Source organism: Modestobacter sp. SYSU DS0657, from assembly GCF_054050925.1.
On record NZ_JBJHAG010000006.1, the window covers coordinates 38,281 to 60,976 of the forward strand.

The following is a 22,696-nucleotide window of genomic DNA, read 5'->3' on the forward strand; positions in this document are numbered from 1 at the left end:
CTCCAGCTCCATGTCGAGCAGCGACGCCTCCGGGCCGGTCCCCCCGTACCTCGACCTCGCCGCGCTGGAGGCCGGGGCCCGGCGGCAGCTGCCGGCCGACGTCTACGACTACTACGCCGGCGGCGCCGGGGCGGAGATCACCCTGACCGAGGCGACCGCGGCCTGGCGCGCCTGGCGGCTGCGCCCACGGGTGCTGCGGGGCGACGCCCCACCGCGGCTGGGCACCACGCTGCTGGGCGCGCCGGTGGCCACCCCGGTCGGGGTGGCGCCGTGGGGGTTCCAGGCCATGGCGCACCCGGACGGCGAGCGCGCCACCGCCCGCGGAGCGGCGGAGGCCGGCGCGCTGATGACCGTCTCCACCAGCGCCAACACCGCGCTGGCAGACGTCGCCGCCGTCACCCCGGCCGGGCCGCGCTGGTTCCAGCTCTACCAGCTGCACTCCCCCGCCCACACCGACGACCTCGCCCGCCGCGCCGGCGCCGCGGGCTACCAGGCCCTGGTGCTGACCGTCGACGTGCCGGTGCTCGGCCGGCGGCTGCGCGACCTGCGCAACGGCTTCGACCTCCCCACCGGGCTGCTGATGGCGAACCACCCCGGCGCAGGGGGCGCGCCGGTGTCCATGCGCGCCGCCGAGTCACCGGCGTGGACGCTGGCCGACATCGGCCGCCTCGGTGAGGTCTCCGGGCTGCCCGTGGTGGTCAAGGGCGTGCTCCGCGGCGACGACGCGGCCCGCTGCGTCGAGGCCGGCGCCGCCGCCGTCTGGGTGTCCACGCACGGCGGCCGGCAGGCCGACCCGGTCGTGGCCAGCGCCGAGGCGCTGCCGGAGGTCGTCGACGCGGTGGCCGGGCAGGTCGAGGTCTACGTCGACGGCGGGATCCGGTCGGGGTCCGACGCGCTGGTCGCCCTCGCGCTGGGCGCCCGGGCGGTGTTCGTCGCCCGGCCCACCGCCTGGGGGCTGGCGGGCGGCGGCGCCGACGGCGTGGCGCAGGTGCTGGGTGGACTGAGCGGGGAGCTGGCGCACACCATGCTGGTGTGCGGACTCGACGACGTGCGCTCGGTACCCCGGGACACCGTCGTCCGGGCCGGGTGTCCCGCCGGGGGGGCCTCGCGCTGAGCCGGCGCCGCTGGTCGGCCGGCGCGTCCGCCGACCACCGGCTGGACCGCGGCACCGCCGTCCGTCCAGCCCATCGGGTCACACCCGGCTCACCGTCCCGACGTGTCCGCGTCGTTTCGTCCAGCCGGACCGATCCGCTCCTAGACTCAGCGGCGTGGACACCGTCGTGACCGACCCCGCGGTCGGCCTGGTCCTCGAGGGGCGCTACCGCCTCGAGGAGCGCCTTGCGCGCGGCGGCATGTCCACCGTCTACGCCGCCACCGACCTGCGGCTGCACCGCACCGTCGCGGTGAAGGTGATGGCCGAGCACCTGGCGCACGACCCCGCGTTCGTCGACCGGTTCACCCGCGAGGCGCGGGCGACGGCGATGCTCAGCCACGTCAACGTCGTGTCCGTCAGCGACCAGGGCGCCGACCAGGGCCTGGTCTTCCTGGTGATGGAGCTGGTCCGCGGGCGCACCCTGCGCGACCTGCTGCAGGCCCGCGGCCGGCTCACCGTCGGCGAGGCGTTCGCCGTGCTGGAGCCGGTGCTCGCCGGCCTGACCGCCGCGCACCGGGCCGGCATCGCGCACCGCGACGTGAAGCCGGAGAACGTGCTGATCTCCACCGACGGCCAGGTGAAGGTCGCCGACTTCGGTCTCGCCCGCGCCGTCGCCGGCACCGGGCAGACCAGCCACACCGGCGGCGTGCTCATCGGCACAGTCGCCTACCTCTCCCCCGAGCAGCTCGAGCGGGGGCGCAGCGACGCCCGCAGCGACGTCTACGCCGCCGGCATCATGTTCTACGAGCTGCTCACCGGTCATCCGCCGTACCAGGGCGACACCGCGCTGGCGGTGGCGTACCAGCACGTGCACCACGACGTCCCGGCGCCGTCGGCGGAGGTGCCGGGCGTCCCCTGGCAGGTCGACGAGCTGGTCGCGCGCACGACGCGCCGCGAGCCGGCGGCCCGTCCGCTGGACGCCGGGGCCTTCCTCGCCGAGCTCGTCGACCTGCGGGCCGACCTGGGGATGGCCCGGGTGCCCGTGCCCACCGGCCGCACCACCGACGCCCCCGGGGCGCTGCGCCCCACCAACCGGTCCACCGCACCGCGCCCCCGCGGGGCGAGCGCGCCGGGCCCGGGCTCCGGCGACCCGCGCACCGAGGTGCTCGGCGGGGGCCGCAGCCGCGGCACCACCGTGCTCCCCGGCAGCGGTGCGACGGCGCACGTGGACGGCGCCCGGCCCACGGCGCCGCGGCACCCGTCGGTCCGCCCGGGCGTCCCCCCGCACATCCGCCGCCGGCGGGCCCGGCTGGCGATCGCCGTCGTGCTGCTGCTGGCGGTCACCATCGGCGCGGTGGGCTGGTGGCTGGGCAGCGGTCGCTGGACCGACGTGCCGGACCTGCTGAACCAGGACCGGGACACCGCCGTCGGACTGCTCCAGGAGGCCGGGCTGGACCCGGCCTTCGGCGAGCCGCAGTTCAGCGAGGAGCTGCCCGAGGGCACGGTCATCTCCGCCGACCCGGCCGACGGCGAGGCGATCCGCGGCAGCGACGTGACCCTGGTGCTCTCCAAGGGGCCGGAGCGGTTCGAGGTCGACCCCGGGCTGGTCGGGCAGCCGCTGGAGGCGGTCCAGGCCGCGCTGACCGAGGCCCAGGTCCCGGTGACCGTCACCTCGCGCGAGGAGTTCGACGACGAGCAGCCCGTCGGCACCGTCCTGGGCTTCGAGCCGGCCGCCGGCACCGAGCTCAAGCGCGGTGACACGGTCACCGCGGTGGTCAGCGCCGGGCGCGCCCCGGTAAAGGTCCCCGACGTGGTCGGCCTGAGCCCCGAGGCGGCGACCACCAACCTGGAGGACCGCGGCTTCACCGTGGAGCGGACCACCGGGCGCAGCGCCGACGTCGACCCCGGTGAGGTGATGGCGGTCAGCCCCGGCCCCGGGGACGCCGCGCAGCCCTACGGCAGCACGGTGACGATCCAGGTCTCCGAAGGCGTGCCCCAGGTGACCGTGCCCGACGTGAAGGGCAAGTCCAAGGACGAGGCGACCGCGCTGCTCGCCCAGGCGGGCCTGGAGGCCGAGTCCACCCAGTTCATCGCGGGCGACCGCGTGTTCCAGCAGAGCCCCCGGGCCGGCGAGGTCGTCGACCAGGGCAGCACCGTCCGCATCCTCATCAGCTTCGGGTGACCTCCTCCTCGTGACCTCCCCCAGCACCGCCCTGCCCGCTCCCGCACTGCCCTCCCCCCGGGTCCTGCCGCCGATCGGCGCGCACATCCAGATCAAGGGCGGCCTCGCCAAGGGCGGGCTGGCCTACACCGACGCCGTCGGCGCCCGCGCCGTCCAGGTGTTCGTCGGCAACCCGCGCGGCTGGAAGCCCAGCGCCGGTGACCCGGTGCAGGACGCGGCCTTCACCGCCGGCTGCGCCGAGCGCGGGGTGCCCTCGTTCATCCACACCCCCTTCCTGGTCAACGTCGGCTCCCCCAGCGACGCGACCGTCGAGCAGTCGATCGCGACCATCCGGCACAACCTGGCCCGCGGCCGCGAGCTGGGCTGCGTGGGCGTGGTGGTGCACGCGGGCTCCGCCGTCGGTGAGGACCGCTACGAGGCGGCGCTGGCGCAGCTGCACGACCGGCTGCTCCCGGTGCTGGACGACCTCCCCGACGGCGCGCCCCGGCTGCTCATCGAGCCCACCGCCGGCGGTGGGAAGTCGCTCGCCGCCACGGTGGAGGACCTGGGCCCGTACCTGGCCGCGCTGGAGCACCACCCGGCGGTCGGGGTCTGCCTGGACACCTGCCACGCCTGGGCGGCCGGCCACGACCTGGCGGCCCCCGGCGGCATGACCGCGATGCTGGCTGCGCTGGAGGCGACGGTCGGCCCCGGCCGGCTCGGCCTGGTGCACGCCAACGACTCCCTCGACGCCCGCGGCTCCACGCGCGACCGGCACACCACGATCGGCGCCGGCTCGATCGGTGCCGCACCGTTCGGCGAGCTGCTCACCCACCCGGCGCTCGCCGGCGTGCCGGTGGTCGTGGAGACGCCCAGCGCCGACGACGGGCACGCCCGGGACATCGCGCTGCTGTGCGCCCTGCGGGACGGGACGACGCTCCCGGGCTGACCCGGCCGTCGGCGAGTTCTGCGGACGCGCCGGTCCGGGATCGATCCCACCGGCTCCGCCCTTTACGGGACGACGACGGGCGCTTTGACTCTCCGTGTCTGAGCCGTATCTGAGAGTGCGGCCGCGTCGACCGAGGAGATCCCGTGCCCAACCGCAGCCTCCCCCGCCGGACCCTGGCTACCGCCGCCCTGACCGCCCTGGTGGCCACCGGCCTCGGCTCCACCGCCGGCACCGCCTCCGCCGCGCCCACCGGGCCGAAGGACACCTACATCGTGAGCCTGGTGCCGGGTTCGCCCGCGGCCGCGATCGCCGAGCAGGCCGCCCAGCGGCTCGGCGGCGAGGTCGAGCACGTGTACACCGCGGCCCTCAGCGGCTTCGCCGTCGAGCTGCCCACCGCGGTGGCGGACCGGCTGGCCACGCTGCCGGGCGTGGCCGGCGTCGAACGGGACGCGCCGGTCGAGCTCAGCGCCACCCAGTCCTCGGCCACCTGGGGCCTGGACCGCACCGACCAGCGGTCGCTGCCGCTGAACGGCAGCTACGGCTACGCCGCCACCGGTGCCGGGGTCACCGCCTACGTCATCGACACCGGCATCCGGCTCACGCACGGCGACTTCGGCGGCCGGGCGGTCTCCGGCTTCGACGCGGTCGACGGGGGCAGCGCCGACGACTGCAACGGCCACGGCACGCACGTGGCCGGCACCGTCGGCGGCACCGCGCACGGGGTGGCGAAGGGCGTGCAGCTGGTGGCGGTGCGGGTGCTGGACTGCGCGGGCAGCGGCAGCAACGCCGGCGTCATCGCCGGCATCGACTGGGTCACCGCCCACCACCGGCCGGGGCAGCCGGCCGTGGCCAACATGAGCCTGGGCGGCGGGACCAGCACCGCGCTGGACAACGCCGTGGCGCGCTCGATCGCCGACGGGGTCACCTACGCGGTGGCGGCCGGCAACGGCAACGCCCAGGGCGTGCCGCAGAACGCCTGCTACACGTCGCCGGCCCGGGTCGCCGGTGCGCTGACCGTCGGGGCGACCGACCGCACCGACGCCCCGGCCTCGTTCAGCAACTACGGCACCTGCGTGGACCTGTTCGCCCCCGGCGTCGGGATCACCAGCACCTGGCACACCGGCAACACCGCGACCAGCACGATCAGCGGCACCTCCATGGCCACGCCGCACGTCGCCGGCGTCGCCGCGCTGTACCTGCAGGGCAACCCGGCGGCCTCCCCGGCGGCAGTGGGCTCGGCCATCACCGCCGGCACCACCAAGGACGCGGTCCGGACCACCCGCACGGCGAACAACGACCTGCTGTTCAGCGCCTACTGACCGGCACTCGGCACGACCGCGGCCGGGCCGCCCCTCGGGGCTGCCCGGCCGCGGTCGTCCGCGCTCCGAGCGGGGCGTCAGAAGATGCCGCTGAGCACCCACGCGATGGCGAAGCCCACCACGCCGATCAGGGTCTCCATCACCGTCCAGGTGCGCAGTGTCGTCTTCACGTCCATCTCCAGGAACCGCCCGACCAGCCAGAACCCGGAGTCGTTGACATGGGAGAGAACGGTCGAACCGCACGCGATCGCGATGACGACGAAGGCGACGTCCAGGCGGGACAGGTCACCGGCCTCGACCGCCGGGGCGACCAGCGCGGCCGTGGTCAGCAGGGCGACCGTCGCCGACCCCTGGGCGACCCGGAGGCAGGTGGCGATGACGAAGGCGCCCACGATCACCGGGAGACCGATCGACTCCAGGCTGTCCGCCAAGGCCGTGCCGATCCCGCTGGCGCGCAGGACGCCACCGAACATGCCGCCGGCGCCGGTGATCAGGATGATCGCGGCGACGGGGCCGATCGAGGAGTTCAGCAGCTGCTCGGTCTCGCTCCGGGAGAACCGCTCGCGGGAGAGCACGGCCGCGGCCACCAGCAGGGTGATCAGCAGGGCGACCGGGGTCTGACCGAGCAAGGTCACCCACTGCAGCCAGCCGGCCTCGTCGTCGACGGCGCCGGCCGTGGCCAGGGTGTTGAACCCGGTGTTGAGCAGGATCAGCACCAGCGGCAGCAGGAGCAGGGCGAGCACGGTGCCGAACTTCGGCGGCGTCGTCCGGTGGGCGACCGCGGTCTTCCCCGTGCCCGGCGTGGTGCCGGCGACGGTGCCCTCGGCCGCCTTCTCGCCGCCGTCCGGCTCGTCGTCGGGCAGCCGCTCGCCGCCCAGGGTCGTCGGCACCGGGACGTGCACCCGACGGCCGATCCACTGGCTGAACAGGTAGGCGGCGATGAACCAGGTGGGCACGCCGATCACCAGGCCGACGACCACGAGCAGGCCGATGTCGGCGCCGAGGATGTCGCCGGCGCCGACCGGGCCGGGGTGCGGGGGCACGAAGGCGTGCATGACCGCGAAGGCCCCCGCCGAGGGCAGCGCGTAGATCAGGACGGAGCCGCCGAAGCTCTTGGCGACGCTGAAGATGATCGGCAGGAAGACGACGAACCCGGCGTCGAAGAAGATCGGGAATCCGAACAGCAGGGACGCGACGCCGAGGGCGAGGGGCGCCCGCTTCTCGCCGAACCGGCCGATCATCGAGTCGGCCAGCACGCGGGCGCCGCCGGTGACCTCCAGCAGTTTGCCGATCATCGCGCCGAGGCCGACGAGCAGCGCGACGCTGGCCAGGGTGGACCCGAAGCCGGAGAGCATCGTGTCGATCACCTCGCCGACCGGGATTCGGGTGGCGAGCGCGGTCAGCAGGCTCACCAGCACCAGCGCCACGAAGGCGTGGACCTTGAGCTTCATGATCAGGACGAGCAGGACGGCGACGGCTCCGACTGCGATCAGCAACAGCGGAGTGGTGCCCAGGGCGGGTTCGACGTCTTCCACGGCGGGCCTCTTCGAGTCGACGAGAGTGGGACCTGCCCGGCGGACCGGGTGGGCCCCACTCTGTCAGTCGGTGATCATCACCGCAGTCCGGCCGCGACGGGACCGTGACCTGGCTCGCTCAGCGGCCGGTGAGCTCGCCGATCACCTGGGTGAGCACCTTCGCCGCCCGCTCCACCCCGGCCCGGTCGACGTCCAGGTGGGTGACCAGCCGGATCCGCCGGCCGCTGACCTGCCCGACCAGCACGCCCTGGGCCCGCGCCGCGGCGGCGACCTCGGCGGCGGGGACGTCGTCGACGACGACCATGTTGGTCGGCACGCCGTCGGGGTCGACGCCGAGCCGCTCGGCGAGCGCCTGCGCGTGCGCGTGGTCCTCGGCCAGCCGTTGCAGGTGGTGGTCGAGGGCGAACAGCCCGGCGGCGGCCAGCACGCCGGCCTGGCGCATGCCCCCGCCCAGGCGCTTGCGCCAGAGCCGGCCCGCGGCGATCCGCTCGGCGTCGGCGACCAGCACCGAGCCGACCGGGGCACCCAGGCCCTTGGACAGGCACACCGATGCGGTGTCGGCCAGCCGGCCGTAGGTCTCCAGCGGGACCCCGGAGGCCACGTGCGCGTTCCAGATCCGGGCGCCGTCGAGGTGGACGGCGACGTCGTGCTCGCGGGTCCAGCCGAAGAGCGCCTGCAACTCCTCGAGCGGCTGGACCAGCCCGCCGCCGCGGTTGTGCGTGTTCTCCACCGCGATCGCCGCGGTCGAGGTGACGTGCCAGTCGTCCTTGGGGCGCACCTGGGCGATCAGCTGCTCGGCCGACAGCGGCCCCCCGGTGACCACCGTGCGGCTGGCCAGGCCGAACAGCGCCGCGGCGGCGCCCATCTCGTAGGTGAACACGTGCGCGTCGGCGTCCCCGACGACCTCCTGGCCGGGCTCGCAGACCAGCCGCAGGCCGATCTGGTTGCCCATCGTGCCGGAGGGGACGAACAGGGCGGCCTCGTGCCCGAAGAGGGCGGCGACCCGCTCCTCGAGGGCGTTGACCGTCGGGTCCTCGCGGTAGACGTCGTCGCCCACCTCGTCCTCGGCCATGGCCCGCCGCATCCCGGCCGTCGGCCGGGTCACGGTGTCCGAGCGCAGGTCGACCGCGCCGCTGGTCGAAGTCGTCATTCCTCTGTGCCTCTCGGCCCCGCTGCAGGGGCCCGCCGCGAGTGTGCGAGTGGTGGGGGGGGCAGTGGGGTCCTTGGTCAGCCGCGCAGCATCTCGGTGACCAGGAACGCCAGCTCCAGCGACTGGCCGGTGTTCAGCCGGGGGTCGCACGCCGTCTCGTAGCGGCTGTTGAGGTCCGCGTCGCTGATCTCCATGGCACCGCCGAGGCACTCGGTGACGTCCTCACCGGTCAGCTCGACGTGGATGCCGCCGGGCCAGGTGCCCAGTCCGCGGTGCACGTCGAAGAAGCCGAGCACCTCGTCGACGACCCGGTCGAAGTGCCGGGTCTTGTAGCCGCTGGGGGACTCGTGCGTGTTGCCGTGCATCGGGTCGCACTGCCAGACGACCTGGTGGCCGCTGGCGGTGACCTTCTCCACGATGCCCGGCAGGACGTCGCGGATCTTCCCGTTGCCCATGCGGCTGATCAGGGTCAGCCGCCCGGGGATGCCGTCGGGGTCGAGGCGCTCGACCAGCTCGGTGGCCTGCTCCGGCGTCGTCGTCGGGCCGATCTTGACCCCGATCGGGTTGGCCAGCTTGGAGACGAACTCGATGTGCGCGCCGTCCATCTGCCGGGTGCGCTCGCCCACCCACACGAAGTGGGCGCTCAGCGCGTAGGGGCGGCCCTCGTACATCCGGAGCAGGGCCCGCTCGTAGTCCAGGATCAACGCCTCGTGGCTGCTGTAGAGCTCCACCCCGCGCAGCGCGTCGGAGTCGATGCCGCACGCCTTCATGAACGCCAGGGCGCGGTCGATCTCCCGCGCGATCACCTCGTAGCGCACCCCGGCCGGCGAGGTGGCGACGAAGTCCTTGTTCCAGTCGTGCACCGCGTGCAGGTCGGCCAGCCCGCCCCGGGCGTAGGCGCGGATCATGTTCATCGCGGCCGCGGAGTTCGCGTAGGCGCGCACCAGCCGACCCGGGTCGGGGATGCGCTCCTCGAGCACCGGGTTGAGCGAGTTGACCATGTCGCCCCGGTAGGAGGGCAGGCCGAGGGCGTCGGTGTTCGAGCTGCGCGGCTTGGCGTACTGCCCGGCGACCCGGCCGACCTTGACCACCGGCACGCTGGCGCCGTAGGTGAGCACCACGGCCATCTGCAGCAGGGTGCGGGTGGTCGCCTGCAGGTGCGGCTCGGTGTTCAGGTCGAAGGTCTCGGCGCAGTCGCCGCCCTGGAGCAGGAACGCCTTGCCCTGGGCGACGTCGGCCAGCTGCTGGCGCAGGGTGTCGACCTCGGCCGGCGCGACGATCGGCGGGACGGTCGAGAGCGTGGACAGGACGGCGTCCAGCGCGGCGCGGTCGGGCCACTCCGGCTGCTGGGCGGCGGGCAGACCCCGCCACCGGTCCAGGTCGGGGACCAGTTCCGCGGGTTCAGGCAGGCTCACAGGACGAGGGTACGGCCCGGCGGGCAGCTGCTGGGACGCGCGTCCGCATCGTGGGAAACCCCCGTCGCCAGGCGGCGTGTGGCGGTTGGGGCGCGTGGGGCACCGGACAGCGGACGACCCCGTCTCGGGTGCCGAAGATCATCACGCCTGCCGATGCACCTGGTGAGGCGGGATCCACCCCGCCCGGGGAAGCGGGCCAGGGGGCAACGTGCGCAGGGGCATCAGGACGAAGGTGGTCGCGCTGGCAGTAGCCAGCATCGCGGTCACCGGCGCGGCCATGGTGGGGGTGAGCAGCTGGCAGAGCAGCTCCTTCGCCGACGACGCGAAGGAAGACGTCGGCCGGCTGGTCGACGACAGCCTGAGCCGGATCACCGACGGCGTCTACGACGTCGTCTCCACCCAGGGCGAGTCGACCAGCGCCAAGGTCGACAGCGACCTGCAGGTGGCGGGCTACGTGCTGCAGCAGTCCGGCGGGCTCTCCCTGGGGAGCGGCCCGCGCGAGATGGTGGCGTGGGACGCCAAGAACCAGGTCACCAACGAGGTCACCCCCGTCGCGCTTCCCCGCGTCGAGATCGGTGGCCAGTGGCTCGGCCAGAACGCCGACGTCAACGTCCCCACCCCGGTGGTCGACCAGGTGCAGGCGCTGGTCGGCGGCACCGCGACGATCTTCCAGCGGATCAACCCCGCCGGCGACATGCTGCGGGTGGCCACCAACGTGGTCGGCGCCACCGGCAGCCGGGCGATCGGCACCTACATCCCTGCGGTCGGCGCCGGTGGGGCCCCCAGCCCGGTCATCTCCGCGGTGCTGGCGGGCCAGACCTACCGGGGGACTGCCTACGTCGTCGACTCCTGGTACGTGACCGCCTACCAGCCGATGTTCGACCCCGCCGGCGAGGTGATCGGCATGATGTACGTGGGCGTGAAGCAGGAGAACCTGCCCGCGCTGCGGGAGAGCCTGCAGAAGACCACCGCCGGGGAGAACGGCACCCTGTGGGTGCTCGGCGGCACCGGCGACCGCGCCGGCACCGTGCTGGTCAGCGCGGACGGCAGCGCCGACGGCACCTCCCTGATGGAGGCGACCGACGCCGACGGCCGGACCTACGTGCAGGAGCTGGTGGCCGAGGCGGTGACGCTGCAGCCCGGTGAGCAGGCGACCGTCCGCTACCGGGACGCCGAGACCGGGTCGCACACCGTGCAGGTCGCCTACTACCAGCCCTGGGACTGGGTGCTCGTCGTCGACGCGCAGGACAGCGACTTCGCCGGGCCGATGGAGCGCCTGGAGGACGGCCGGTCGTCGATGGTGACCGGGATGGTGGTCGCCGCGATCGTGGTGGCGCTCGCCGGCGCCGCGCTGGCACTGTGGCTCGGCCGCCGGCTCACCGAGCCGCTGCACGCGCTGCACCGGCGCATGGTCGAGATCGCCGACGGCGAGGGCGACCTGACGCAGCGGGTCGACGACTCCACCCCCGACGAGGTCGGCGAGCTGGCCAAGGCGTTCAACCGGTTCGTGGACAAGGTGGCCGGCACCATCCGCGACATCGGCAACTGCGCCGGGTCGCTGGCGATCTCCGCCTCCGGGGTGGCCCGGGTGGCCGACGGGCTCGGCGAGCGGGCCACCCGCAACCGCGACCAGGCCCGCAACGCCTCCCAGGCGGCGGCCGACATCAGCTCGGGGGTCACCTCCGCCGCGGCGGGCGCGGAGCAGATGGGGTCGGCGATCCGCGAGATCGCCCGCAGCGCCAGCGAGGCCAGCCACGTCGGTCAGGGCGCCGTCGAGCTCGCCGCCAACACCGAGACCGCGATCGCGGCACTGGGCACCAGCTCGGCCGAGATCAGCGACGTGGTGAAGGTGATCTCCGCCGTCGCCGAGCAGACCAACCTGCTCGCGCTCAACGCCACCATCGAGGCGGCTCGCGCCGGGGAGGCCGGCAAGGGCTTCGCCGTCGTCGCCACCGAGGTCAAGGAGCTGGCCCAGGAGGCGTCTCGGGCCAGCGAGGAGATCCACCAGCGGGTGCAGTCGATCCAGGCCGACACCAGCGCCGCGGTGGGCTCGATCAGCCAGATCGTCGGGGTCATCCGGGAGATGAACGACCACCAGACCACGATCGCCAGCGCGGTCGAGGAGCAGACGGCGGTCACCAACGAGCTGTCCCGCAGCGTCTCGTCGGTGGCCGACGGCGCGGGCTCGGTGACCGACGTGATGACCGAGGTGGCCTCGGACGTCGACCGGACCGCGGCCGACGTGGAGACCGCGCGCGCGTCGGCGCGCGAGCTGGACCAGCTCTCCGGCGAGCTGACCCGGCTGATCAACGTGTTCACCGTCTGACGAAGGACCCCGTCCTTCTCACGACGGGGCCACGGGGGCCGTCGGCAGCGATCAGCTGCCGGCGGCCCCGGTCGCGTTCCCGGGCACGTGCAGCGACCAGCGCGGTCGCCGACCCCCACCCGGGCCGACCGTCACCGAGCCGCGGCCTCGATGGCACGCCAGCGGGTCAGGTTGTAGCGGGCGTCGACGAGGGCGTCGTGGGTGCCCGCGGGCTTCGGCGGGAGCGCGGGCCTCCCCGCGTCGTCCCACCGCTGCCGGAGCTCGCGGGTGAACCGCGGGATCGGCCGGGGCAGGGCGGGCATCGCCCCCCACAGCTGGCACAGCGCCACGTGGTCGTAGGCGGCGAACCAGGCCCACAGCTCGATCTCCTCCCCCGGCGCGGTGAGGAAGGACAGCAGGTCGTCGCGGATCCGCTCCCGCGTGCGCCACGCCTTGTCGGCCGGCGGCGGGAGCTGGTCGAGCACGTTGCGGCGAACCCAGGGGACGGCCCGGTCGGGGTCGAACTCGGTGCTGACCGCGTAGAACTCGCGACCGGTCTCGTCGACCACGCCGATCGACACCAGGTCGATCGTGGTCCCGTCCTCGATGAACTCGGTGTCGTAGAAGTACCGGCGCACGCTCACGCCGTCACGGTAGAGGGACGCCGTCCGGCGGGCCCGGCTCCCGCCGGCTGTCCCGCACCGCCAGGGCCTCGACCTCGACCAGCTGGCCCGGGTACCCGAGCACGGTCACCCCGACGAGCGTGCTCGGTACGTCGTGCTCGCCGAAGGGCCGACGGACGACGTCCCACGCCAGGTCGAGGTCGGCGCGGTCGGTGGTGGACACGTTGACGGTCGTCTTGAGGACGTCGGTCAGCGCGGCGCCCGCCGCCTGCAGCGCGGCGCCCAGGTTGGCCATCACCTGGCGGGCCTGACCGGCGACGACGCCCCCGTCGGCGTCGAGCGGGCAGGCGCCCGCGGTCACGACCATGCGGCCGGGTCGGTCACGGCCGCGTACGCGTACGGGACGGCGGCGAGGTCGGGCAGGCGGACGAGCTCGATCCCTGCGGTCACCCGCTCATGATCGGTCCGTGGTGCCGGCCCGCCCCTCGGGCGCCGGGGCCCGTCCAGGACATCCGGTGGACCTCCCGTCCAGCTGTTCCGCCCGTCGTCCACAGGTCCCCGTTCCGACTGGTCAGACCACCGGCGTCCCGATATCCTCGTACATGTGTTCGAACAGACCGCCCAGCCCGCGCCCTTCGGGGACGCGGAGCTGCGCGCGGCGATGGACGAGCTGACCGAGCGCTGGCGCGCCGAGGCCCTGGGCGGCGAGACACCTCGGTGGCAGACCGCCGCCGGGCGGCTCAGCGCGTCCTTCGAGGCAGGTGGCCACCACCTCGCCGGGGTGCGCGCCGCACAGGCAGCCATCGGTGCGCACGAGGCCCGCCGGGCGCGCGCGATCGCCGCGTTCTGCCGGTCCCGCCCCTCGTCGCTGGACCGACCGGAGAACGAGATCGGCGCGGCGGCGGCCGCGACCCGGGCGGCCCGGCCGTCGGCGCTGGCCGCGGTGAGCGAGTGGGCCGTCGACGAGGTGGCGGTGGCGCTGTCCCTGACCGAGGGCGCGGCCACCCGGCTGGTCGTCCAGTCGCTGCAGCTGGTCGAACGGCTGCCCGGCACCCTGCGCGCCCTCGAGCGCGGCGACCTCACCTGGGACCACGCCCGGGTGATGAGCGAGCTGGTGGCGCCGCTCGACGAGGAGGTCCGGGCCACCGCCGAGGAGCGGCTCCTCGGTCGGCTCGGGAGCAAGACGCCGGCGCAGCTGCGGGTGGCAGCCCACCGGGTGGTGGCGCGGCTCGACGCGGCGGCGGTGGCGCGCCGGATCGCCGCGGCCATCCGCGACCGGCACGTCGCCGTCCACCCCGGCGCCGACGGCATGGGCACCCTGTCGGCCACCCTGCCGCTCCCGGTCCTGCGGGCCGTGCAGAACGCCCTGGAGCAGTACGCCGACGCGGCCGCCGTCCCCGGTGACGAGCGCACCCGCGCCCAGCGGATGGCCGACTGCCTGGTCGACCTGGTGCTCCGCCCCGGCGAGCACGGCCTGCCGCCGGTACAGGCACAGCTCACCGTGGTCGCCGGGGCGGGAACGCTGCTCGGCACGGACGACGAGCCGGGTGAGGTCGACGGCGACCTGGTGCCGGCAGAGATGGTCCGCCGGCTCGCGCAGGCCCTCGGGCTGATGCCCGGCACCGGTGCCGCGGCTCTCGACTCCCCCGGCACCCCGCCGGACGTCGCTGACCCGGTCGCCGGTGCCGGGCTGGCCGAGCTGCTCGGCACTCGCACGGTCGCCGGCACCGCGCTGGCCGCCCGGCCGGGGATCGCCCTGGTCGACGAGCTCACCGGGCAGCTTCTCGCGCTCACCGACGCCGCCGAGCTACGGGCGGGTCGCGCCCTCGGGCCACCGCCGGAGAGCCCGGGCTACTGCCCCGGCAGGGCGCTCGACCGGTTCGTCCGGCTGCGCGACCGCCGCTGCCGGTTCCCCGGCTGCCGCAAGCGGCCGATCCGGTGCGACCTCGACCACACGGTGCCCTTCCCGTTCGGTCCCACGGCGCACGACAACCTGTGCTGCCTGTGCCGGCACCACCACCGGCTGAGCCACCAGGCAGCCGGCTGGCAGCTGCGCGGGCTCCCCGACGGCGGGCTGGAGTGGACGACCCCCACCGGCCAGGTGCTGGTCACCCACCCACCGCGCTTCGGCGCCGACGACGACCTGCCACCCCCGGACGTCGACCAGCCGGGTCCACCGCGCAGTCGCCCACCACGCGACGAGCCACCACCCCGCGAGCGAGCACCCGACCCACCCGACGAGCCACCGCCTTCTGACCTGCGGCCCCCTGCCCCCGGGCCGCACACGACGGACCCTCAGCCCGGCTCCCGATCCCCCACCAGGTGCCGGGCTGAGGGTTCCGTCGGCTCCGTCGGCTCCGCGAGCAGATCGCTCACCAGCTCCAGGGTCAGCTCGGGGAACCGCTCGGCCACCCCGTCCGCCATCAGCCGTGCTCCCTCGGGCTCGTCGAAGGCACAGCGCTCGCGGGTGGCTGCATCGGGCCAGCGGGCGTAGGCCACCCACGTGCCGTCGTCCGCCCGGTGCAGTCGCGAGCCGTAGCTGCCGCAGCCGGCGTGGATCGCCCGGGTCACCCGCTCCCACCCGTCGCGGAACTGCTCCTCGCTGCCCGGCCGCAACCGCCACCGGTAGACCACCGCGAACATCCGTCCCCCTCCCCTGGGTGCCGCCCCACCCGCCCCGGTCAGCCGGCCGTCAACGCGAGGACCGGCGAGCGGTCAGCCGGCCAGTGAGCTGGGCAGGCGGTCGGCGGCCTCGCTCGGCGGCGGCTGCAGGCGGCCGACCACCTCTCGGGCACTGGCGCCGGTGGAGTCCATCGACTTCTTGACCTTGGCCCCGTACAGGTCGACGTACTCCTGGCCGGAGAGCTCCATGATCTCGTACATGATCTCGTCGGTGATCGAGCGCTCGACGAAGCGGTCTCCGGAGAGACCGGCGTAGCGGGAGAAGTCCAGCGGCTCACCGAACCGCACTCCCACCCGGACGAACGCGCGGTTGACCTTCCGGCCGAGCGCACCGGGGAGCGGCAGGTCACGCGGGGTGTAGGTCATCGCCACCGGGATCACCGGCGCACCGGTCTCCAGGGTCATCCGCGCGACCCCGGTCTTGCCGCGGAACAGCCGGCCGTCCGGTGACCGGGTGCCCTCCGGGTAGATCCCCAGCAGCTTTCCCTCGTTCAGGATCCGGATGCCGGTCCGGATCGCGTTCTCGGCCGCGGAGGCGTCGGTGCGGTCGATGGGCACCTGGCCGGTGCCGCCGAAGAACACCCGCTGCGCCCAGCCCTTGGCGCCGGTGGCGGTGAAGTACTCCGCCTTCGCCAGGAAGGTGACCCGCCGGCGGACCGACAACGGCATGAAGATCCAGTCAGCCGCCGCCAGGTGGTTGCTGGCCAGGATGGCCGCACCGGTCCGCGGCACGTGCTCGGTGCCGACCGGGTGCCACCGGAACACCAGGCGCACCAGTGGCCCGACGGCCACGAACTTGAGGAACCAGTAGAACAACGCGCCTCCCTCAGCGGCTGTCAGACTAGGGAAGCGCCCAGCTCCGCGACAATCGGCGTCCCGCCACGCACTCCCCGTCCCAACCGCACTCCCCCGCCCCACCTGCACCGGCCACTGCCGCCCGCTGCCCTCCCGGAGGTCCGATGCGCCAGGCTCTCCCCCCGACCTCCGCTCCCCGGATGACCGGGGCCGACCCGTTCTTGCTGCCCGGCGGACCGGTCGGGGTGCTGCTGTGCCACGGCTTCACCTCCACCCCGCAGAGCCTGCGCGCCTGGGGCGAGCACCTGGCCGCCGCGGGCTTCACCGTCAGCTGCCCGCTGCTGCCCGGGCACGGCACGCGCTGGCAGGACGCCAACACGACCACCGAGGACGACTGGTACGGCGCGCTGTCCGACGCGCTCGACGAGCTGGCCGCCCGGTGCTCGGCCGTGGTGGTCGCCGGGCTGTCGATGGGCGGGACGCTGGCGCTGCGCCTGGCCGAGCGCCGTCCCGACGACGTCGCCGCGCTGGTGCTGGTGAACCCCTCGCTGCTGACCGAACGGCGTGAGGCGAAGCTGCTGCCGCTGCTGGCCCGGGTGACTCCCGTCTGGGCGCCGATCGCCGGCGACATCAAGAAGCCCGGCTGCACGGAGCTCGCCTACCCCCGGCTGCCGACCCGGGCGGCCCTCGCGCTGCGGCGGCTCTGGCAGGCGACCCGCGCCGAGCTGGCCGCCGTCCGCGCGCCTCTGCTGGTCTTCCGCAGCGTCACCGACCACGTGGTCGAGCCGGCCTCCACCCGGGTGCTGCTCGCCGGGGTGGGCAGCACCGACGCCACGGAGGTGCTGCTGCACGACAGCTGGCACGTGGCCACCCTGGACAACGACGCACCCGCGCTGTTCGCCCGCTCCGTCGAGTGGATCCGCGAGCGGGTGCCGTCGGCCAGCACCCCGGAGCCGGCGCCGTGACGCTCCCCCGCCGCGGGCGCGGCCGCCGGGACAACGGCCTGGACGCCCCGCTCTGGCGCCCACTGCGCGACGTGGACCCGCGGGTGGGCGAGCACCTGCTCGACGTCCTCGCCGCCGCCGGCATCGCCGCCTACCTGGAGCCGGCCACCGACGTCGCCCCCTACACCCGCAACGTCCACCTGCCCAGCCCGCCCTCGGACCGGCTGTTCGTGGACCGCGCCCGGAGCGCCGAGGCGCAGGCCGTCGTCGAGCAGCACGCGGGTGAGCCGACGACCGAGCCGGCCCGCCACCCCGGTCCCGCCACCGACGACGACGCCGAGTTCGCCCGGATCGTCGCCGCGTTCGAGGCCGAGCACGGCCGCACCGTCGTCGACGAGGAGCCACGCGACGACCCCCCACCCCCGCCCGCCGAGGTCTCCGTGCTCGACCTGCCGGAGGAGCACTACGAGCCGCCGCCGCCACCGCCGTTGCCGGTCCTGGCGCCGGCCTCGCTGACGGCCATGCTGCTCATCGCGGTCGGCGCGGTGCTGGTGATCCTCCCCGGCCGGCTGGGCCTGACCACGGAGACCGGGCTGGTGCTCGGGGTCGCCGCCCTGGTGGGTGGCGTCGGGATCCTCGTCTCCCGGATGCGGGACCGGTCCGACGACGGCGATGACGGCGCGGTGGTCTGAGGAGGGGCTTCCTCAGGCGGCGCCTTCGGCGACGGCCCGACGCACCAGGTCGGCGGCGCCGACCAGCCCCGCCTGCGCGCCCAGCTCGGCGGCGACCACCCGCGGGCCGGGGCGGAACCCGCGTCCGGGCAGTGCCCGCTCCAGCCGCTGCCGGGCCGGCCCGAGCACCGTCTCGCCGAGCACGCTGACCCCGCCGCCGATCACCACGACCTCGGGATCGAGGACGGCGGAGAGGTCGGCGATGCCCTGCCCGAGCCAGGACCCGACCTCCGCGAGCAGCTCCCCGGCCAGCGGATCGCCGTCGGCCGCGGCCTGCGCCACGACCTCGCCGGTGATCCGCTCCAGGTCACCGCCGACCCGGTCGATCAGCGTGGCGGCGGCCGCCGGTGAGTTCTGCGCGACCTCCCGGGCGGTGTGCCCCAGTGCGTTGCCGCTGGCGTACTGCTCCCAGCAGCCCCGGTTGCCGCAGGCGCACAGCCGGCCGTCGGGCACCACACGCATGTGACCCCACTCGCCGGCCACCCCGTGCGCCCCGCGCTGCAGGCGGCCGTCGACGACCAGCCCACCGCCGATGCCGGTGCCCAGCGTGATCATCAGGACCAGGTCGCTGCCGCGGGCGGCGCCGTAGCGGTACTCGGCCCAGGCGGCGGCATCGGCGTCGTTGCCCACCCACAGCGGGCGCTGCAACCGCACCCCGAGGTCCTTGCGCAGCGACTGGTTGCGCCAGGCCAGGTGCGGGCTGAACAGCACGGTGTCCCCGGTGCGGTCGAACCAGCCGGCCGCGCCCACGCCGACGCCGACCAGCGGCCCGCCGTGACGCTCCGCCAGCTCGTCGACGACCGCGGCGATCGCGTCCTCGGTGGCCGCCACCGACTTGCCCGGCGTGGCCCGGCGGGCGGTGTCGAGGATGGTGCCGTCCGCGGCGACGACGCCGCCGGCGACCTTGGTGCCGCCGATGTCGATGCCCAGCGCGGGCAGCTCGGCGGCGGACGGGGTCGGGTCGGCCGCGGTCACGCGACGTCGATCCGCTGGACGCGGGCGGTGCGGGGGTCCGGGTGGGACACGGGCTCCTCGGTCGGGGAAGGGACGCCCGGGTTCCCGGCGCCGTCGTCGCGGGTGGTGGCGTCCGGAGCCGCCTCCTCGTCTCCGCGGGGCGTGCCGGCGTGCGCGCGGAGCGTCTCGGCCGCCGCGACGAGCACGTCGGCGAGCCCCTCGACGAGGTCCGGACGACGGCCGCGCAGCGCGGCCAGGCCGGTGCACAGCGGGCACCAGCGGCAGTCCCCGTCGGCGGTCGCGTCGTCCCGGTGCGCCGTCCCGGCCGGAGCACTCCCGAGCAGCCCGCCGAGGGCACCGGCCAGGCCACCGGCTGCGGGGTGCTCGGCCGCCAGGCCGGTGACCAGGCGCCGGGCCTGCTCCATCCAGTCCGGTGCCGGGGTGGTCACGGTGTCTCCTGCGGATCGGTGGGGAGGGGATCGGTGGGCAGCAGGCCGGCGGGCCACTGGGCGGGGTCCGGGGTGAAGCGCACCGCGAGGGTGGCCCGCGGGGTGCCGGCGTCGTCGAGCGCCCCACCGGAGACGGTGCACCGGCGCAGCAGCGGGTCCAGCGGGAAGGACCGTCGCACACCGGCCGCGGTGACGACCAGGTCGTCCGCCCACCGGGTGAGCTCGACCTCCCCCCGCCGGGCGAAGGGCAGCGTCAGCTCCAGCAGCCACTCCCCCGCCGCCGACCGGCTGGTGCGCGGCACCCCCGGTGGTGGCTGGGCGGCCGCCGGTGGCGGCGGCACGGCGGCGTCGAGCGCGGCCAGCTCGGCCGGCGTCCGGGGCGCGACGGCGGCCTCGGCGACCTCGCGCACGCCCCCGGCCAGCTCGGTCAGCGCCCGGACCGCCTCGGCCTGCGCAGCCGCGCGCTCGGCCCACCAGTCCCCGGCGGTCGCTGGGAGCAGCCGGGCGGCCGTCACCGACGCCAGCTGCTGCCCGAGCACGCCCAGGGCGGTGGCGGCCGACTGCAGCTCGCCGGCGGCGGTGGCGTCCGGCCGCAGCACCAGGTGCACGGCCGTGCGCTCGGGGTCGCCCAGCGGCACGCGGTCGGCGAGCTGGTCGAGCCCCTCGGCACCCGCCAGCAGCCCGGCCACGCCGTTCGGCCGCCCCGGAGCGGCCGCCGTGCGGAGGCTGGCCAGCACCCGGAGCCGGGTCGGCGCCAGCTGGCCGAGCCACCAGCGCAGCGCCCCGGGCAGGGCGAGCAGGGAGAGCGCGGCGGGGGTCGGTCCGGCGTCGACGACCACGACGTCGAACCGGCCGGCGGCGGCGTGCCCGGCGAGCGCCGTGAGCAGGGCGAACTGCCCCACCCCCGGCACCGGGACGACCGACGTCGCCGGCGGGAGCACGTGCATCGGCAGGAGACCGGCCAGCTGCTCGACGTGCCGGCCCCACACCTGCTGCAGCGCGGGCTGGGCCGCGACCACCTCGACGTCCACGGCACCGGACAGCCCGGGGGTGCCCGGTGCACGGTCGGTCAGCAGCAGGCAGCGGCTGCCGGCGGCGGCCAGCCGGAGCGCCGTGGCGGCGGCCACGGTGGAGCTGCCGGCTCCGCCGGGGCCGGTGACCAGGAGGATCTGCACGTCAGCCCTCGACGCGCTTCTTGAGCTCCTTGAGCGCGGTGTCCAGGATGACCTTCTCCGCCCGGCGCTTGATCAGCCCCAGCATCGGGATCGACAGGTCGATGGTGATCGAGTAGGTGACCGTCGTCCGTCCGCCGGTCTCGACGAGGGTGTAGGAGCCGTCCTGCTGCTTCTGCATCTGCCCGCGCACCAGGGTCCAGTGCACGGACCGGTCGTCGTCCCAGGTGTAGGCCAGCTCGTAGTCGTCGCTGACCGGGCCCGCGTCGATGACAAAGTGCACCCGGCGGGCGCGGCCGTCGGGCCCGGTCTCGAGCACCTCGACGGTCTTGGCCGCGTCCACCCACTGCGGGTACGACGGGAAGTCGGCGATCACGGCCATCACCTGGGCCGCGGGCGCGTCGACGACGATCGACTGGGTGGACTGGTCGGCCATGCGCCGGAGGGTAGTCGCCGACGGTGACCACCCGGAGCCCTGACCGGACCGGTCACCCCGACCGGGGGTCGTTGCCGTGCCCCCCGGCGGCTCCCCCGACTAGATTGACCTCCCGACCCAGCGTCCGGGTCCGGGAGGCGACGGCGCCCCCCGCCCGGGCGGGGCAGAGAGGACCGGCGTGCGCGAGCTGAGCGTTCCCCCCACCGCCACCGTGGGGGCCGATGACGCCCTGACGGACATGGTCGCCCGCAACGCGGCCGAGCACCCGCACGACGTCGGCCTGCGCCGGCAGGTCGACGGGGAGTGGCGGGACGTGACCTGGGCGCAGTTCGCCGCCGAGGTCGCCGGCGTGGCCAAGGGCCTGGTGGCCGGCGGGATCGGCCCCGGCGACCGGGTGGGCCTGCTGGCCCGCACCCGGTACGAGTGGACCGTCCTGGACTACGCCATCTGGACCGCCGGCGCCGTGGTCGTCCCGGTGTACGAGACGTCGAGCCCCGACCAGATCTCCTGGATCCTCACCGACTCCGGTGCCCGGGGGATCTTCGTGGAGAGCCCGCGGCACGCCGAGGACGTCGAGTCGGTGCGCAGCGAGGCGCCGGACCTGGGCCCGGTGTGGGTCATCGACGACGGCGCACTCGACCAGCTGACCACCGCGGGTGCCGACGTACCCGACGAGGAGCTGGCGGCCCGCCGGCGGACCCTCGGCGCGGACAGCCTGGCCACGCTGATCTACACCAGCGGCACCACCGGGCGGCCCAAGGGCTGCGAGCTGACCCACGGCAACTTCCTGTTCGAGGTCCGCAACGGGATCACCCTGCTGGACCGCTTCATCAACCCCGACGGCTCGATGCTGCTGTTCATCCCGCTGGCCCACGTGCTGGCCCGGGTGCTGCAGGTGGGCGCCATCGACGCCCGCACGGTCATCGGGCACACCCCCGACATCGCCGACCTGGTGGGCGACCTCGGCCGCTTCCAGCCGACGTTCGTGCTCGCCGTCCCCCGGGTGTTCGAGAAGGTCTACAACGGGGCGAAGGCCAAGGCCGAGGGCGACGGCAAGGGCAAGATCTTCGACCGTGCCGCGCAGGTCGCCGTCGACTGGTCCCGCGCCCAGGACACCGGCGGCCCCGGTCTGGCGCTGCGGCTGCAGCACGCGCTGTTCGACCGGCTGGTCTACGGCAAGCTGCGCGCCGCCCTGGGCGGTCGCTGCGCCGGCGCCGTCTCCGGTGGCGCCCCGCTCGGCGAGCGGCTGGGCCACTTCTTCCGCGGGCTCGGCGTGACCATCTACGAGGGCTACGGGCTCACCGAGACGACGGCGGCCGCGGCGGTCAACCACGACGCCGCGATCCGGATCGGCACCGTCGGCCGTCCGCTGCCCGGCGTCGACGCGGCCATCGCCGAGGACGGCGAGGTGCTGCTGCGCGGCGGCATCGTGATGCGGGGCTACTGGCGCAACGAGCAGGCCACGCGCGAGGCGATCGACGCCGACGGCTGGTTCCACACCGGTGACCTCGGCGAGCTCGACGAGCAGGGCTTCCTGCGCATCACCGGCCGCAAGAAGGAGATCCTGGTGACCGCCGGGGGCAAGAACGTCGCCCCGGCCGTGCTGGAGGACCGGCTGCGGGCGCACAAGCTGGTCAGCCAGTGCATCGTGGTCGGCGACCAGCGGCCGTTCATCGCCGCGCTGGTCACCCTGGACGCCGAGGCCCTGCCTGCCTGGCTGAAGGCCCGCGGCAGGGACGAGTCGCTCACCGCCGCCGAGCTGCGCGAGGACCCCGACCTGCTGGCCGAGCTCGACACCGCGGTCGCCGAGGCCAACAAGGCCGTGTCGCAGGCCGAGGCGATCAAGAAGTACCGGGTGCTCGCCGAGGACTTCACCGAGGCCAACGGCACCCTCACGCCGAGCATGAAGCTCAAGCGCGGCGTGGTGATGAAGGAGTTCGGCGCCGAGGTCGAGGCGATCTACCGCGCGTAGCGGCCCCGCAC

At 75.0% G+C, this 22,696-nt stretch carries 19 protein-coding genes and 1 pseudogene; 9 read left to right on the top strand and 11 right to left on the bottom strand.

The features are described 5' to 3' along the window. Positions 1-10 precede the first annotated feature (10 nt). From ACI79A_RS05955 to ACI79A_RS05970, 4 genes are all read left to right on the top strand, one after another. Complete coding sequence (locus ACI79A_RS05955; protein WP_457080954.1) at positions 11-1,114, top strand: alpha-hydroxy acid oxidase; 1,104 nt, start codon at positions 11-13, stop codon at positions 1,112-1,114. A gap of 154 nt (positions 1,115-1,268) precedes the next feature. After that, a complete protein-coding gene (pknB, locus tag ACI79A_RS05960; protein ID WP_457080956.1) occupies positions 1,269-3,275 on the top strand; it encodes a Stk1 family PASTA domain-containing Ser/Thr kinase in 2,007 nt (668 codons plus the stop codon). A 10-nt stretch (positions 3,276-3,285) separates the two neighbouring features. Beyond that, positions 3,286-4,203, top strand: a complete 918-nt coding sequence (locus ACI79A_RS05965) for a deoxyribonuclease IV (protein WP_457080958.1) — start codon at positions 3,286-3,288, stop codon at positions 4,201-4,203. 143 nt (positions 4,204-4,346) lie between these two features. Next, positions 4,347-5,522, top strand: coding sequence for a S8 family peptidase (locus tag ACI79A_RS05970; protein ID WP_457080960.1), 1,176 nt, complete (start codon positions 4,347-4,349; stop codon positions 5,520-5,522). Positions 5,523-5,599: 77 nt separating this feature from the next. On the opposite strand, the gene ACI79A_RS05975 is transcribed toward ACI79A_RS05970, so the two are convergent. The 3 genes from ACI79A_RS05975 to ACI79A_RS05985 all read right to left on the bottom strand — a co-directional run bounded on the left by ACI79A_RS05975 (position 5,600) and on the right by ACI79A_RS05985 (position 9,622). Further along, positions 5,600-7,057: a GntP family permease gene (locus ACI79A_RS05975; protein WP_457080962.1), complete on the bottom strand. Its 1,458-nt coding sequence runs from the start codon at positions 7,055-7,057 to the stop codon at positions 5,600-5,602. 118 nt (positions 7,058-7,175) lie between these two features. After that, positions 7,176-8,207, bottom strand: a complete 1,032-nt coding sequence (locus ACI79A_RS05980; RefSeq protein ID WP_457080964.1) for a threonine aldolase family protein — start codon at positions 8,205-8,207, stop codon at positions 7,176-7,178. A 77-nt stretch (positions 8,208-8,284) separates the two neighbouring features. Next, positions 8,285-9,622: a class II 3-deoxy-7-phosphoheptulonate synthase gene (locus ACI79A_RS05985; RefSeq protein ID WP_457080966.1), complete on the bottom strand. Its 1,338-nt coding sequence runs from the start codon at positions 9,620-9,622 to the stop codon at positions 8,285-8,287. 232 nt (positions 9,623-9,854) lie between these two features. Between ACI79A_RS05985 and ACI79A_RS05990 the strand changes: the two genes are divergently transcribed. Next, positions 9,855-11,948, top strand: a complete 2,094-nt coding sequence (locus ACI79A_RS05990) for a methyl-accepting chemotaxis protein (RefSeq protein ID WP_457080968.1) — start codon at positions 9,855-9,857, stop codon at positions 11,946-11,948. Between the two features lie 131 nt (positions 11,949-12,079). Here ACI79A_RS05990 and ACI79A_RS05995 read toward each other — a convergent pair whose 3' ends face one another. Together ACI79A_RS05995 and ACI79A_RS06000 are read right to left on the bottom strand one after the other, a co-directional pair. Further along, positions 12,080-12,571, bottom strand: coding sequence for a polyadenylate-specific 3'-exoribonuclease AS (locus tag ACI79A_RS05995; RefSeq protein WP_457080970.1), 492 nt, complete (start codon positions 12,569-12,571; stop codon positions 12,080-12,082). Positions 12,572-12,575: 4 nt separating this feature from the next. After that, positions 12,576-12,917, bottom strand: a complete 342-nt coding sequence (locus ACI79A_RS06000; protein ID WP_457080972.1) for a RidA family protein — start codon at positions 12,915-12,917, stop codon at positions 12,576-12,578. A 237-nt stretch (positions 12,918-13,154) separates the two neighbouring features. Between ACI79A_RS06000 and ACI79A_RS06005 the strand changes: the two genes are divergently transcribed. Further along, positions 13,155-15,044 (top strand): DUF222 domain-containing protein, encoded by a 1,890-nt coding sequence (locus ACI79A_RS06005; protein ID WP_457080974.1) that lies wholly within the window; start codon positions 13,155-13,157, stop codon positions 15,042-15,044. A gap of 35 nt (positions 15,045-15,079) precedes the next feature. Here ACI79A_RS06005 and ACI79A_RS06010 read toward each other — a convergent pair. Continuing rightward, positions 15,080-15,193, bottom strand: a pseudogene (locus tag ACI79A_RS06010) (hypothetical protein); the annotation flags it as partial. Between the two features lie 72 nt (positions 15,194-15,265). Further along, complete coding sequence (locus ACI79A_RS06015; RefSeq protein ID WP_457080976.1) at positions 15,266-16,048, bottom strand: lysophospholipid acyltransferase family protein; 783 nt, start codon at positions 16,046-16,048, stop codon at positions 15,266-15,268. Positions 16,049-16,227: 179 nt separating this feature from the next. On the opposite strand from ACI79A_RS06015, the gene ACI79A_RS06020 reads away from it, so the two are divergent. Together ACI79A_RS06020 and ACI79A_RS06025 are read left to right on the top strand one after the other, a co-directional pair. Further along, positions 16,228-16,992: an alpha/beta hydrolase gene (locus ACI79A_RS06020; RefSeq protein WP_457080978.1), complete on the top strand. Its 765-nt coding sequence runs from the start codon at positions 16,228-16,230 to the stop codon at positions 16,990-16,992. Beyond that, complete coding sequence (locus ACI79A_RS06025; RefSeq protein WP_457080980.1) at positions 16,989-17,663, top strand: hypothetical protein; 675 nt, start codon at positions 16,989-16,991, stop codon at positions 17,661-17,663. The genes ACI79A_RS06020 and ACI79A_RS06025 overlap by 4 nt, the downstream gene beginning before the upstream one ends. 12 nt (positions 17,664-17,675) lie before the next feature. On the opposite strand, the gene ACI79A_RS06030 is transcribed toward ACI79A_RS06025, so the two are convergent. From ACI79A_RS06030 to ACI79A_RS06045, 4 genes are read right to left on the bottom strand one after another with little or no spacing between them, the layout of a single operon-like run. Next, entirely contained in the window at positions 17,676-18,677 is a 1,002-nt protein-coding gene (locus ACI79A_RS06030) for an ROK family protein (RefSeq protein ID WP_457080982.1), read from the bottom strand. Next, positions 18,674-19,105 (bottom strand): hypothetical protein, encoded by a 432-nt coding sequence (locus ACI79A_RS06035; RefSeq protein ID WP_457080984.1) that lies wholly within the window; start codon positions 19,103-19,105, stop codon positions 18,674-18,676. The genes ACI79A_RS06030 and ACI79A_RS06035 overlap by 4 nt, the downstream gene beginning before the upstream one ends. After that, the gene (locus tag ACI79A_RS06040; protein ID WP_457080986.1) at positions 19,102-20,280 is read right to left on the bottom strand and encodes an ArsA family ATPase; all 1,179 of its coding nucleotides are present in this window, start codon (positions 20,278-20,280) and stop codon (positions 19,102-19,104) included. Before ACI79A_RS06040 ends, ACI79A_RS06035 begins: the two co-directional genes overlap by 4 nt. A gap of 1 nt (position 20,281) precedes the next feature. Continuing rightward, positions 20,282-20,713, bottom strand: coding sequence for an SRPBCC family protein (locus ACI79A_RS06045; RefSeq protein ID WP_457080988.1), 432 nt, complete (start codon positions 20,711-20,713; stop codon positions 20,282-20,284). Between the two features lie 178 nt (positions 20,714-20,891). On the opposite strand from ACI79A_RS06045, the gene ACI79A_RS06050 reads away from it, so the two are divergent. Then, positions 20,892-22,685 carry an AMP-dependent synthetase/ligase gene (locus ACI79A_RS06050; protein WP_457080990.1) on the top strand — a complete coding sequence of 598 codons (1,794 nt, stop codon included), beginning with the start codon at positions 20,892-20,894 and terminating at the stop codon, positions 22,683-22,685. The last annotated feature ends 11 nt before the right edge of the window (positions 22,686-22,696 follow it).

Excerpts from the sequence above, each read along its gene's own strand:
- ACI79A_RS05980 (WP_457080964.1), bottom strand. The coding sequence starts at position 8,207 with ATGACGACTTCGACCAGCGGCGCGGTCGACCTGCGCTCGGACACCGTG.
- ACI79A_RS06020 (WP_457080978.1), top strand. The coding sequence starts at position 16,228 with ATGACCGGGGCCGACCCGTTCTTGCTGCCCGGCGGACCGGTCGGGGTG.
- ACI79A_RS05955 (WP_457080954.1), top strand. The coding sequence starts at position 11 with ATGTCGAGCAGCGACGCCTCCGGGCCGGTCCCCCCGTACCTCGACCTC.
- ACI79A_RS06000 (WP_457080972.1), bottom strand. The coding sequence starts at position 12,917 with ATGGTCGTGACCGCGGGCGCCTGCCCGCTCGACGCCGACGGGGGCGTC.
- ACI79A_RS06045 (WP_457080988.1), bottom strand. The coding sequence starts at position 20,713 with ATGGCCGACCAGTCCACCCAGTCGATCGTCGTCGACGCGCCCGCGGCC.